The sequence below is a fragment of the Tunturiibacter psychrotolerans genome (genome assembly GCF_051013365.1).
Classification (GTDB): domain Bacteria; phylum Acidobacteriota; class Terriglobia; order Terriglobales; family Acidobacteriaceae; genus Edaphobacter; species Edaphobacter psychrotolerans_A.
In genome coordinates this window covers 2,890,305-2,902,487 of record NZ_CP132941.1, presented here as the reverse complement: position 1 = coordinate 2,902,487, position 12,183 = coordinate 2,890,305, and the positions used below count along the sequence as shown (strand labels likewise).

At 59.8% G+C, this 12,183-nt stretch carries 13 protein-coding genes and 1 other RNA gene; 5 read left to right on the top strand and 9 right to left on the bottom strand.

Annotation, left to right across the window (positions count from 1 at the left end; all coding sequences use genetic code 11):
* Window positions 1–69: 69 nt before the first annotated feature.
* The 8 genes from RBB76_RS12145 to RBB76_RS12110 all read right to left on the bottom strand — a co-directional run bounded on the left by RBB76_RS12145 (window position 70) and on the right by RBB76_RS12110 (window position 8,070).
* Window positions 70–660, bottom strand: coding sequence for a hypothetical protein (locus RBB76_RS12145; RefSeq protein ID WP_429631800.1), 591 nt, complete (start codon window positions 658–660; stop codon window positions 70–72).
* Between the two features lie 186 nt (window positions 661–846).
* The gene (locus tag RBB76_RS12140) at window positions 847–2,034 is read right to left on the bottom strand and encodes a VWA domain-containing protein (protein WP_429631802.1); all 1,188 of its coding nucleotides are present in this window, start codon (window positions 2,032–2,034) and stop codon (window positions 847–849) included.
* 28 nt (window positions 2,035–2,062) lie between these two features.
* Window positions 2,063–3,178, bottom strand: coding sequence for an RluA family pseudouridine synthase (locus RBB76_RS12135; protein ID WP_429631804.1), 1,116 nt, complete (start codon window positions 3,176–3,178; stop codon window positions 2,063–2,065).
* Window positions 3,168–3,917 (bottom strand): prolipoprotein diacylglyceryl transferase family protein, encoded by a 750-nt coding sequence (locus tag RBB76_RS12130; RefSeq protein ID WP_429631806.1) that lies wholly within the window; start codon window positions 3,915–3,917, stop codon window positions 3,168–3,170. The genes RBB76_RS12135 and RBB76_RS12130 overlap by 11 nt, the downstream gene beginning before the upstream one ends.
* A gap of 134 nt (window positions 3,918–4,051) precedes the next feature.
* Window positions 4,052–4,237, bottom strand: a non-coding RNA gene (gene ssrS / locus RBB76_RS12125) — 6S RNA.
* A 252-nt stretch (window positions 4,238–4,489) separates the two neighbouring features.
* A complete protein-coding gene (locus RBB76_RS12120) occupies window positions 4,490–4,873 on the bottom strand; it encodes a cell division protein ZapA (RefSeq protein ID WP_429631808.1) in 384 nt (127 codons plus the stop codon).
* Window positions 4,874–4,892: 19 nt separating this feature from the next.
* On the bottom strand, window positions 4,893–5,162 hold the full coding sequence (locus RBB76_RS12115) for a hypothetical protein (protein WP_429631810.1): 270 nt from the start codon (window positions 5,160–5,162) through the stop codon (window positions 4,893–4,895).
* Between the two features lie 541 nt (window positions 5,163–5,703).
* Window positions 5,704–8,070 (bottom strand): phenylalanine--tRNA ligase subunit beta, encoded by a 2,367-nt coding sequence (locus RBB76_RS12110; RefSeq protein WP_429631812.1) that lies wholly within the window; start codon window positions 8,068–8,070, stop codon window positions 5,704–5,706.
* Window positions 8,071–8,389: 319 nt separating this feature from the next.
* Here RBB76_RS12110 and RBB76_RS12105 point away from each other — a divergent pair, with 319 nt between their 5' ends.
* The 5 genes from RBB76_RS12105 to RBB76_RS12085 all read left to right on the top strand — a co-directional run bounded on the left by RBB76_RS12105 (window position 8,390) and on the right by RBB76_RS12085 (window position 11,573).
* Window positions 8,390–9,307: an alpha/beta hydrolase gene (locus tag RBB76_RS12105; protein ID WP_429631814.1), complete on the top strand. Its 918-nt coding sequence runs from the start codon at window positions 8,390–8,392 to the stop codon at window positions 9,305–9,307.
* Window positions 9,308–9,382: 75 nt separating this feature from the next.
* Window positions 9,383–9,871 carry a nuclear transport factor 2 family protein gene (locus RBB76_RS12100; RefSeq protein WP_429631816.1) on the top strand — a complete coding sequence of 163 codons (489 nt, stop codon included), beginning with the start codon at window positions 9,383–9,385 and terminating at the stop codon, window positions 9,869–9,871.
* 96 nt (window positions 9,872–9,967) lie between these two features.
* Window positions 9,968–10,324, top strand: a complete 357-nt coding sequence (locus RBB76_RS12095) for a phage holin family protein (RefSeq protein ID WP_429631818.1) — start codon at window positions 9,968–9,970, stop codon at window positions 10,322–10,324.
* Between the two features lie 24 nt (window positions 10,325–10,348).
* Window positions 10,349–11,107, top strand: a complete 759-nt coding sequence (locus RBB76_RS12090) for a hypothetical protein (protein WP_429631820.1) — start codon at window positions 10,349–10,351, stop codon at window positions 11,105–11,107.
* Window positions 11,108–11,171: 64 nt separating this feature from the next.
* Window positions 11,172–11,573: a hypothetical protein gene (locus RBB76_RS12085; protein WP_429631822.1), complete on the top strand. Its 402-nt coding sequence runs from the start codon at window positions 11,172–11,174 to the stop codon at window positions 11,571–11,573.
* A gap of 29 nt (window positions 11,574–11,602) precedes the next feature.
* Here the strand turns inward: RBB76_RS12085 and RBB76_RS12080 are convergent, their stop codons facing one another.
* A complete protein-coding gene (locus RBB76_RS12080) occupies window positions 11,603–11,959 on the bottom strand; it encodes a hypothetical protein (protein ID WP_429631824.1) in 357 nt (118 codons plus the stop codon).
* Window positions 11,960–12,183 lie beyond the last annotated feature (224 nt).

Sequence of the window (12,183 nt, the reverse complement as noted above, 5' to 3'; positions counted from 1 at the left end):
TATTATTTGCCGACCATCGGGAGGCCCGAGGCGAAGCCGGTATACATGTCACGAAGTGACCCGGCAGGACTAGCGTCCTGGGGGGGCGGGGACCATGACGGCACTGGGGTCAACTTTGGGGATGCCAAAGTGGCCGCTGAGATGGACTAGGTCGAGCGGACGAAGCTCACAGGCGATCTGGATGACGCTCATGTCGCGTGGGGAGCGGGTGAGGACGGTGACGCCGGTGATGTCGGCGCCGGCGAAGTGCAGCCAGAGATCCGTGACGGTGTTGCGGGGTTGGGCGGTGTTGGCGGAGTTCTGGTTGGCGTTGACGAGATGCTTCCAGCCGGCAGCGTTGTAGGAGGCGATGATGGCGTCCATCGTCTCAGGGGTGTAGAAGGCGGGGCGTGGATAGCGGTAGTTGTCGACGGAGATGCCGGTGAGGGCGGCGGCGGCGTGATTGGCGTCGAGGCCACCTGAGGCCAGGAGGTTCTGGGCAATCTGCATCATGCTGCGATCGAAGCTGAAGGCGGTGTGGGTTGCGGGCTGGTCGGCCAGGTTCATGAGCGCGCCCTGAATGTCGAGGGGGGGCGGTGGGGGCGGCGGACCGGCGGGGGGCTGTGCGATGGCGACAGCTGTGGAGAGGGCTAAGGCTAAGAGGACGGGACGCAGTTTCATGGATGTCTCCCTGATTGATTGGACCCGGATTTTTGCGGGGAGTTCTCCCCTTGACTGCATTATTTGCCTTTGACGCTGGGGTGGCAAGTTCGACTTTGCGCGAGAAATGTCCTGCCGGACGGGCCGCCTGCGCGGCGGGCGGTCACTTCGTGACTTGTGTACCCTGTCTCCCGTTGGTCGACTGCTTTATTGGGGTGGGCGGGGGGAGAAGTAGCCTTTTTGGGCGCGGACTTTGTAGCGGGGGTCGTTAGCCTGGAGATAGATGGTGCGGAAGGAGCCGTCCATCTTGAGATCCGTGGGGCGGTAGACGAGGTGGTACTGGCTGCGAAGCTCCTCTTCGATGTTGCGGAAGCCGACGGCTACGTCTTCGAGCTTGACCGGGTAGAAGGCCTGGCCGCCGGTGGCGTCGGAGATGGCCTTGAGGACATCGTCACCTTTGTCTTTGCTGGGGCTGATGTTGGTGCTGATGGTGTAGACGATGGTGTCGGCGCGCTGACACATCTTGATGGCGTCGGACTCCTGGACGCGGGAGTAGTTGTCGTCACCGTCGGAGACGAGGATGAGGGCGCGGCGGACGGCTCCTGTCTCCTGGAGGGGAAGCATCTGGTCTTTGCAGGTTTTGTAGAGGGCGTCAAAGAGGGCGGTGCCGCCGCCGGGACGGAGCTTGCGGATGCCCTGGTTGAGCAGGTCGACGTTGTTGGTGAAGTCCTGGGCTACGTCGGTTTCGATGTCGAAGCCCTCGACGAAGGCCCGGTCGTTGAGGTGGAGGATCTGGAGGAGGAACTCGATCGCGGAGTCCTGCTCGAACTGGAAACGCTGACGGATGGAGCTGGAGGTGTCGAGCATGATGCCGACACGCAGGGGGAGATTTGTTTGCTGGGTGAAGCGGAGGACTGCGAGAGGGGGACGGCCGTCGTCGAGAAGGCCGAAGTTTTCGCGCTTGAGGCCGGTGATGAACTTACCGTGCTTGTCGATGACCGTGAAGATGAGATTGACTTCGTTGACCTGGACCTGGAGGGTGGTGACGGGCTCGTCGATCTGTGGGCTATTCGGAGCGGCCTGACCGGCAGGAGGAGTCTGGGCGGGAGTCTGCGCAGGTGTCGTGGACGGTTGCTGAGTGGCGGCGGGAGTTGGAGGGGCGCTGGTTGGAGGCGCTGGGGCGGCTGGGGTGGATGCAGGGCCGGACGTGGTCTGGGCGACTTCGACGGGGGACGGGGTGGTGGGGGCGTCACTGGAAGCGGCGAAGAGGCGATGTAGCCAGCGGGGCCTTTGAGTCGGGACGGTTTGGGCCTGAAGAGGCGCGGCGGCGAGGGGCAGGAGGAGCAGAGCGGATAGCAGGGACGCGGGGAGTCTGGGGCTTGGGACTTGGTTCATTCGGTTGGGTGAGGTCACTCGGATGATTCTACCCAATTGTGGACGAATTCGTGCGAATTGCTTGCAAAAACGACTCAAGTTCGATAGGGAGAGGAGCCGCGAGATCCAGGGGCTTGTTGGATTGCGGATGGGTGAAGGAGAGGTGTGCGGCGTGGAGGAAGTTTCGCTCGAGGTTGAGGGCGGGGTCAAGGCCGGGGATGGCGTGGGGAGCACCGTAGAGGGTGTCGCCGACGACGGGATGTCCGAGGGATTGGGCATGGACGCGGATCTGGTGCGTACGGCCGGTTTCGATGCGAACTTCGACTATGGTGAAGGGGCCGTAGGCAGTGGTTAGACGTTCGAGAACGTGGAAGTGAGAGACGGCGGTGCGGCCATCGGCGCGGCGTGTGGTCATGCGGGTGCGACGGACGATGTCGCGGGCGATGGGGAGGCTGACGGTAGTGTCGTCTTTTTTGACGTGGCCGTGGAGGAGAGCGACGTAGGTCTTGGTGACCTGGCGGCGGGAGAACATGTCGCCGAGTTTGCGGTGGGTGCTGTCGTCTTTGGCGACGAGGATGAGGCCGCTGGTGAGCTTGTCAAGGCGGTGGACGATGCCGGGGCGCAGGTCGCCGCCGACGTCGGAGAGTTTGGCGAAGTGGAAGAGGAGTGCGTTAACGAGGGTGCCGCGATTGCGGGCGTCGTCGGTGGTACCGGCTCCGGCGTGGACCATCATGCCAGCGGGTTTGTTGATGACGGCGAGGTACTTGTCTTCGTGGAGGATGTCGAGGGGGATGTCCTCGGGGACGGCGTGGAGAGGCGCGGGCTGGGGGGAGCCTTCGATCTCGATGGATTCGCCGCCGTGGAGTTTCTGTTTGGGCTTGGCGGGGTTGCCGTCGACGCGGACCTGGCCGGCTTCGATGAGAAGTTGGACGCGGGCGCGGCTGATGTCGGGAAGAGCCTGGGCGAGGTAGAGATCGAGGCGGAGATTGGCGGCGGCTGGGTCTGCGGTGAAGGTGCGGACTGCGTCGGAGTCTTCTTCGACTTCGTCGAATTCGAGGACGGGGACCTGTGGTGGGGTGACTTCTTCTACGCCGCGAGTGGCGCGGTACTCGTGCTTTACGGTGCGGCGACGCTGGCCCTTGGGGAGCATGTTCTTAGACGGCATGGGTGACCAGCTTTCCTGGCAGCAGTGCGATGACTGCTGCTACTACGATCATACCGAGTGCGATCCACTGGATGGGGTCGAGCGTGGTGTAGAGAGTGCTGGATGTGTAGGGGTAGGGTTGGCGGACGAAGGTGAGAAGGAACTGAATGGTGCCTGCGGTGGCGAGGGCTGTTACGAGGGTATTGGCGGAGTGAGGGTGGTGCTTGAGTTGGTGTAAGAGGAAGAGGGTGAGGAGCGCGGCGGCGATGGCGGCGTAGAGAGCGATGGGGTGGAGGCGAGTGTGGTCGGGGGGAATGGCGAGGGCCCAAGGGAGGGTGGTGGGGAGACCGGCGTCACTGCCTTCGGCGAAGTGGCCGAGGGCGAGGAAGGCCCAGATGAGGGTGGCGCAGGGGCTCCAGGCGTTGAGCGTGTCGAGAATGGGGAGATGGTGGAGGCGGAGATAGATCAGCGTTGCGAGGAGGGTGAGAAAGATTCCCGTGGAGGTGAGGGATGGCAGCGTGAGGAGAAGGATGGGGTAGGTGAGGAAGTTGTGGAGGTTGGCGGCGATGAGAAGGAGGCGGGAGAGGACGAAGGCGGAGAGGAGGGTGAAGAGGCCGGCGTTCCAGAGCTTGTCGGGGTTGAGGCCGACGATGGTTGCGGTGCGCAGGCTGAGGGTGAGGGCGGCCATGAGGCCAAGGGCGGCGAGTACGCCGAAGGTGGGAAGGAGGAGATGACCGGAGTGGATGAGGTAGGGGTGCACGTTCGGGGATTCAAAGACAAATAAAGGGATTGGTCCCCTTCGGCTACGCTCAGGGTCAGGATGACGACATTTGAAATGTTTTCACCCGTATCGCCTGTTCGATTTCGAAATCAAGAAGGAATCTGAAAAAAGAAGACCGACCCACTGGGCCGTACGTCGAAGCGCTGGTGAACCCGTCCTAAGACGGCGGGACCCTGCCGTGGCTCTTTAGGCTTTCCTGACTGGAGGACTGCACACCGAACCATGTCTACGAGCCAGGCCCCTGTTCAATGAATGTTGGTTCAACCAGCGTTGTTCGCGTACCTGCTTTGTAGGCCGGCATTCTTAGGTTCGATGCTAACGGGATGTGATGAGATTCGCAACTCCGGAGCCTGCCGAGGTCGGATAAGCCTAATTGCCCGAATGGCTTGTCGGTTGGGTCTGAGGAATAGTTTTGGCGCGTGCGATGAGTCTCTTGAGTTTGCCCTCGACATCTGATCCGGAGCCCAGCATCTCTGCGGGGAGAGCACCATCGGCGGAACGCGGAGAACTCAAGAAGATTTATTGCGGCGAGTACCCTGGATTGGGCGGGATCAGCCTACTTTGCGGTCTTCGAGGAGTTCGTCGAGGAGGTGGGACAGATCGCCTGCGCGAGAGCGGACGGATTGCTGCGAGTTCTGAAGGCTGCCGGCGAGGTTGTCGCTGCGGTCGCGGGCGCAGCAGAGCTCGTCGGCGATGTTGAGGGCGGCGAGGACAGCTACGCGGAGGCTGTCGACGGTATTGCCGTGGGCGGAGACGGCGCGCATCTTGGCGTCAACGATCGCGGCGAGGCGCTCGATGTAGGCGGGGTCGGTGCCGCGGAGGTTATAGATCTGGTCGTAGATTTCGACGGCGATGGACTGGTTCTGCGTGGGCTCGGCGGCCGCCGGAGTGGTTGCTTGCGGGGCTTCGAGAGTCTGGTCTGCAGTCTGGGCCATCGGGTCTCCTTGAATGAAATTAGAGCAGTTCGTCCATCTGCTGGAGCATCTTTTCGACGCGCTGGCGGACGGCTTCACGCTCTTTAGTGAGGGTGGTGAGTTCGGATTCGACCATGGTGGAGAGGCTTTGAGCCTCGGAAAGCTGGGCGCGCAGGGAGGCTACTTCGGCTTCTGCGGTGGCGCGGGCTTCGCGCTCGCGCTTGACGACTTCGACGGCACGGAGGACTTTTTGTTCGAGGGCCTGGAACTCGTCGGCACTGATGCTTGGGGAGATGGTGGAAGAGCTCATATTGATTTCAGTATAGACGCGGAAGACGTGGATTTTTGCTGGGGAAAAGTGGGGTGGAATCTATTTGGGTGCGCGTTTTTCGCGGATTAAATTTTGTTTGTGGTGGAGTGGCCGTTATTTGAGGGGGTTTTGTGATTTTGTGTGGTTTTGATGTGGTGAATTTGTGGTGTAGCTGTGGTGATTTGTGTGGTGGATGTGGTGTTTTGGCAGCCGTGTTTTTGTGGCGGAAAAATGTGACACGGATTTGAGATTTATTTTGAGGTGGCGAAGGCGCACCTAAAAACGACTGAGGATAGAAACAACTGCGGATTCCTCCGCTGCGCTGCGGAATGACAACAAAAGAACAGGCAATGGCAAATGCAGATACAGGGTATCCTTCGCTGCGATGCGGCCTGCGCTGCGGAATGACAACGAAAGAACAGGCAACGACAAATGCGAAATACAGGGATCCTTCGCTGCGCTCAGGATGACGGCCTCGAGGTCGGGAAGGTGTCGTTCATGATGACGGCGGCGAGGTGAGGATGGGAATCGTCGAGGAGAATTACGCCGGGGGAGTTGCGGCGCCGTCGCGGATGGTGCCGCCGAGGGCGGTGAGGGCGGCGATGATGCGGGACCACCAGTCGGTGAGCTCTTCGTCGCGGAGGGTGCGGTCGTTGGACTGGAAGACGGTGCGGAGGAGCAGCGAGTAGACGCCGGGGAATTTTTTCTGGTCGCGAAAAACTTCTACGGGCTTGAGGCTTTGCAGCTCGGGGATGGCTAGGGCGTGGATGGCCGAGGAGACCGCTTGCCACTGGGTGGCGTCAGGGAAGACGAAGGAGAAGTCGCGCTCGACGGCCTGGTAGCGGGAGAGATCGTGGGCGGTGATTTTTCTGAGGGGGAGTTCGTAGAGTCGCCCGAGGTCGAGTTGAGCGAGGTAGATGGGCTGGCGGAGTTTGCGGGCTTCGCGTTGCGTGTGGGCGAGTTCGCCGAAGTGGGCGATGGGTTGGTTGTTCAGGAGCGCCGTTGAGCTGCGGCCGGGTTGGAGCCAGGCTGGGGCTTCGGTGATGAAGGTGAGCGATGGTTGAGGTGTGGAGGGAACAGCGGGTTTCTCCACTCCGCTTCGCTCCGGTCGAAATGACAGATCTGTATCTCTACTTCCTCTTCCACTTCCATTTTCACTGCCATTTTCACTTCCACTTTTTAGATCAAAGAGGGAGAGGAGGGATTCGATGGCGCCCTTGAGTTCGAAGAAGGGGGCGTCTTCGGCGGAGTAGAGGTTCGAGTATTTTGCGGCGGCGGTGGTGAGGCCCAGGGAGAGTTGTGGGGTCTCGTGAACGTCGGAGATGAAGGTGCCGTCGGCGGGGATGGTGCCGGTGAAGATCTGGCCTTGTTCGAAGAGGCGGACTTCGCGGACGTCGCGGTTGAGGTTGTGAGCGAGCATGGTGACCATGCCGGGGATGAGCGACGGGCGCAGAAGAGACGCCTCTTCGGAGAGTGGGTTCTCCATGGGGACTGGGATGGTGGAAACGTTTGATGAAGGCGGTTCGCTTTGCGAAGAACCCATCCTTTGCGATGAAACCGCAAAGGATGGGGCACCCGAATTTTGTCTATCCGCGTTTTGTGCCCGTGCTGAAGAGTAGAAGAGGTCGGAGTCGGGCTGGGCGGCGAAGGTGCTGGAGATGGATTCGCTGAAGCCGAGGGCGAGGAGGCGGGTGCGGACGGCGGCTTCTTTGGCGTCGGTGGGTTGCGTGATGACGATGCCGGGTGCGGGGAGGGTGTTGGCGAAGCGGTTGTAGCCGTAGACGCGGGCGACTTCTTCGATGAGGTCGATCTCGCGCTCGAGGTCGAGACGCCAGGAGGGGAGCTTGGTAGCGTAGACGGCTTGATCCTGACGCAGGCCGTGGAGGAGGAGATCGCAGCCAAGAGAGGTGAGGTATTGGGCGACGATCTCCGAGGTGATGCCGGCGGGGTCGATGGTGGTGCCGAGGTGGCGTTTGACCTGGGCGACGGAGAGCTCGATGGGAGGGCGCGACGCGGTGCGGGCTTGGACTTCGGGGTCGATGAGGTCGATGAGTTCGCCTTCGGGTTTGCCACCGTTCTCGAGGATGAGTTGCGCGACGAGGGCGTTGGCGGTGGGGGCGGCGTTGAAGTCGGCGCCGCGCTCGAAGCGGTGGGAGGCGTCGGTGTGGAGGCCGTGGCGGCGGGAGGAGCGGCGGACGCTGGCGGGGTCGAACCATGCGGCTTCGATGAGGATGTTTTTTGTTTCGGGGGTGATCATGGAGTCCCAGCCGCCCATCACTCCGGCTAGGCCGAGGGCCTTCTTTTCGTCGGCCACTACTAGGTCGTCGGCTTCGAGGGTGCGGTCTGTGCCGTCGAGGAGTTTTAACTTTTCCCCTTTGTGGGCGAGGCGCACGATGATGCCGCCTTCGATCTTGTCGAGGTCGAAGGCGTGGGTGGGATGGCCCATGCCGAGGAGAACGAAGTTGCTGGCGTCGACGGCGTTGGAGATTTGTTTCTGGCTAAGGAGAGTGAAGTACTCGGCGACTTTGCCTGTGCTTGGAGCGATGTTTACGTTGCGGACTACCTGCGCGGTGAAGCGGCCGCAGAGGCCTTTGGCTTCGGGGGCGATGCGGATGGAGAAGGGCTCGTCGACGAGCGAGCCGATGGGGAGTTTCATGTTCAAAGGCGCGAGGGGCAGGTTGTAGATGGTGGCGGCTTCGCGGGCGATGCCGTAGTGGTTCATGGCGTCGACGCGGTTGGTGGTGATGTCCATCTCGAAGAGGTGGCCGTTGGATTTGCCACTGGACGCGCCTAGCGCGTGAATGCCTTCTACGGCTATGCCGCGGAGGGTGAGATCTTCGGCGAGTTTGTGATCATCGACCGGGATGTTGGGGACGTAGGTGCGAAGCCAAGCGGTGAGAATATTCATGATGGACGGCTTCTAGTCTAAATGTTTTGGGGACCTCGAGCCTTCGGGAGAAAAGAAGTGTGATGGGAGCGTGTGGGCTAAACTCTTCGCATGAATTGACGACTCTGGTGTTATCCGAACGAAAGAAGTGAGACGAACCGAAGCAAGGGTAACCGCAGATTCAACCGGTTCGCTGCGGAATGACAACAAGAAAACAGGCAACGACAACCGCAGGGAGTCTGCGTCCTTGTTGCGCTGTTCTCGTGTGAAGTTCGAGTTGCGGTCTTGCGTGGGGTGGAGTTTATGACGAAGATGGCTGCATAGGTTGGAGGATTTGCGGATGCGTCGAGTTTTGATTAGTGGGATTCTGCTGGTTGGTTGTGGGGTTGCGTGGGCGCAGTCTTCGGGTTGGCCGGCGGGGCCCGAGCATGCGGTGGTAACGCTTTGGCCGAAGGGCGCGCCTGGGGTGAATACGACGACGGGGCCGGAGGCGGATACCACTACGGCGGAGGGCGAGAAGATTGCGGGGCGGCCGGTGGTGCGGCTGGGGAATGTTTCCGTGCCGACGATTACGGTGTATGAGCCGAAGGGGACGCGCAATGGTGCGGCGGTGGTGGTGTTTCCGGGTGGTGGGTACCGGATTCTGGCGATGGATCTTGAAGGGACCGAGGTTTGCGATTGGCTGACGTCGCGGGGCGTGGCTTGTTTTCTGTTGAAGTATCGTGTGCCGGAGACGGGGCCTTATCCGAAGTCGGATGAGGCCTTGCAGGATGCGCAGAGAGCAGTGGGAATGGTGCGGGCTCGCGCGGCGGAGTGGAAGGTCGATCCGAAGAAGGTGGGCGTGCTGGGGTTTTCGGCGGGTGCGCATTTGGCGGCGGCGGTGAGTACGCACTATGCGACGCGGCTTTATCCACGCGTGGATGCGGCCGATGATGTGAGTTGCAGGCCGGACTTTGCGGTGGTGGCGTATCCGGGGTATCTGGCGATTGCGGAGAAGGGGATGGAGTTCAATCCGGATATTCCGGTGACGAAGGAGACGCCGCCTACGTTTCTGGTGCAGGCGGAGGACGACCATACAGCGAATGTGGAGAATGCTGTGGAGTACTTTCTGGCTTTGAAGCGCGCGGGTGTGCCGACGGAGTTGCATATCTATGCCGAAGGCGGCCATGGGTTTGGGTTGCGGCGGACGAGGCTGCCGGTGACGGGGTGGCCGGATCTGGTGGACGTTTGGATGAAGACGATTGGGATGACGCCTTAGGGTGAGGCGAACATTTCGTTTGCTTGCTGCGTACTGGGGTGAGTGTTCCGAAGATTCATTCAAGGAGAGCGAACGATGCGGAAGATTTCTGTCTTGCTAATGGTGGTTGTGTTGGGTGGAGTGTGTGCGCGGGGTGGGGCGCAGGTGGTGCCGGCGCTTGGCGACATCAAGAGTCAGGAGGAACTGACGAAGGCGATTACGACGCTCGATAAGGAGTTGTTCGATGCGTATAACAACTGCGATATCGACAGGTTGGGGTCGCTGGTAGTGGACGATCTGGAGTTTTATCACGACAAGACGGGGCTGGCGGTGGGCAAGCAGGTGTTTCTGGATGCGATTAAGAACAACATCTGCGGGAAGGTGACGCGGAAGCTGGTGGTCGGGTCGCTGGAGGTGTATCCGCTGAAGGGTTATGGGGCGGTGGAGATTGGGGTGCATCGGTTTTATCATCCGGGGGCGCCGGGGGATGTGGGTGAGGCGAAGTTTATTACCCTGTGGCAGTACAAGGATGGGGCGTGGAAGGTGTCGCGGGTGATCAGCTACGACCATGAAGCGGCGAAGTAATGCGGAATTTGTGGCGGAGGCGGGTGGGGTCGGATATGCTGGTCGCTACTCCGGATACGAAATTCTGCTGGACATTTTTCTGAACAAGGATGGACGATGCTACGTTTGCTTCTGCACTGGATTTTGAACGCGGTGGCTCTGCTGGTGGTGGCACATTTTGTGCAGGGCTTTGATGTAAGCAATTTTGTTTCGGCGCTGATTGCAATGGTGGTGATTGGGTTGTTCAACGCAACGCTGGGATTATTTCTGAAGATTATTACGCTGCCGCTAGGGATTTTGACGTTTGGGATTTTCTTTCTGGTGATCAATGCGGTGATTTTGTGGTTCTCGAGCAAGTTTGTGCCGGGGTTTGCGGTGACTACGTTCAAGGCGGCGTTTCTTGGGGCGTTGGCGCTGGCGGTGGTGCATCTGCTGTTTGGGTTCTTTGGATCGGCTATGAAGAAACGGGCTTAGGATTGTGCTGATTTTGGAGCGTGCGTGAGGAATCCTTTGAACTATCCCTTGGTGGTGTTTGTCGCTGCGTTTTTCCTGTTGTGGCTGGCGGCTTGGGTAGGTGCACGGCTGGGTCAGCGACGGCGCGATTTTACCGAGGCGATTCGGACGGACTTTGGGGTAGTGCTTGCGGCTACTTTGACGCTGCTGGGGTTGATTATTGGGTTCAGCTTTTCTATGGCGACGGCGCGGTATGATCTGCGCAAGTCGTATGAAGAGGCAGAGGCGAATGCGATTGGAACTGAGTATGTGCGGGCGGATCTGCTGCCGGCGACGGAGGGAGCGCAGGTGCGTTCGCTGCTGATGCAATATACGGATCTGCGGATTCGGTTTTATAAGACGCGTGATGATGGGGAGTTGAGGCAGATCAATTCGGATACGGCGCGAGTGCAGGGGGAGCTATGGGTTGCGGCTTCGAAGCCTGCGAATGCGCAGCCTTCGCCTGTGATTGCGCTGGCGGTGGGTGGGATGAATGATGTGCTGAACTCGCAAGGGTACACACAGGCTGCGTGGTGGAATCGGATTCCGACGGGGGCCTGGTGCCTGATGTTTGCGATTGCGATTTTTTGTAATGGGTTGCTGGGGTACGGGGCTCGGCAGATGGAGCCGAAGTTGTTTATGGTGCTGCCGGTGGTGGTGGCGGTGGCGTTCTTTTTGATTGCAGATATCGATAGTCCGCGGGGTGGAGTGATTCGGGTGCAGCCGCAGAATCTGATTAGTTTGCGGGCTGGGTTGGGGCAGTAGATTTGAGACGGAATCAGAGCGCACTGTCGGATGCTGGGCCTTTATTAGGTAGAGGTGGGACTCTATGACGGCGCACGATCCGTTCACTGGCACTTGGATATTCAATCCTGAGCGTTCGACACTGAGCACTCCGCCGCCGCAGAGTTGGGTGCAGGAGATTCATGCAACTGCTCTTACGGTCGAAGTCGAGGAGACGATAGCAAGTCAAGATGGTTTGAAGTCCGTCGTTACGGTCCGGGCGCGTTCTGATGGACAGGATTATCCCGTCATTGGTTCTGCTGTAGTGGACTCAATCGCCTACCAGCGCGAGAGTCTCAGGATTATCGGCACGGGAAAGAAGAATGGGGCGATTTCGATTCGAGAGACCGTGGTTGTTTCGGACGAGATTTTGATGACGCTGACTTATGCGATCTTTGTTGGGAACAAAGAGGTGGCTACGGGCATTGCGATCTTCGAGAGAGCCTAGAGCGGTTTGCTGATACGTGATCAGCATTTCTATTGCGCGACACATATTCTGTGAATCGTGTCGGCGTAGTTCAAAGGATTTGAGGATAGTTCGAAGCAGACGGATGCGTGGCCGCCGGGTATGTCCATGACAAGTTGGTAGAAGTTTCCGTAGCCGACTAGGACAAACTTTGCGCCGCCGCAGTCGAGGTTGCCGCGCTGACGCGCGAGGGTGAGGAGAGTTGGATTGATGAAGAGCTCTTCGTAGCGGTCGGATTCGGAGGCGGAGGCGCCGGAGAGAGCGGTGCGTTGACGGGATGTTAGGTTGCCTTGTTGGTAGAGAGCTACGTAACGAATGGCGAGGGAGACGGCGAAGATTTTGTCTATGGTGTCGGGGGCGGACGGCATGAGCGATTTTATCGCTGGGCACGAAGCGACGGATGGTTGAGATGTCCGTCGCTTCGGTTGGGGTGACGTTGTTTTGGAAGAGGAATCCGCAAGAACAACAGCAACGACAACCGCAGATCCCTACGGGATGACAACAAAGTAAAAACAAATGCGGGGGTCTCTCCGCTGCGCGACGGACGATGAGACCGTCCGTCGACTGCAAAAGCAACACCAACGGCAAAAGC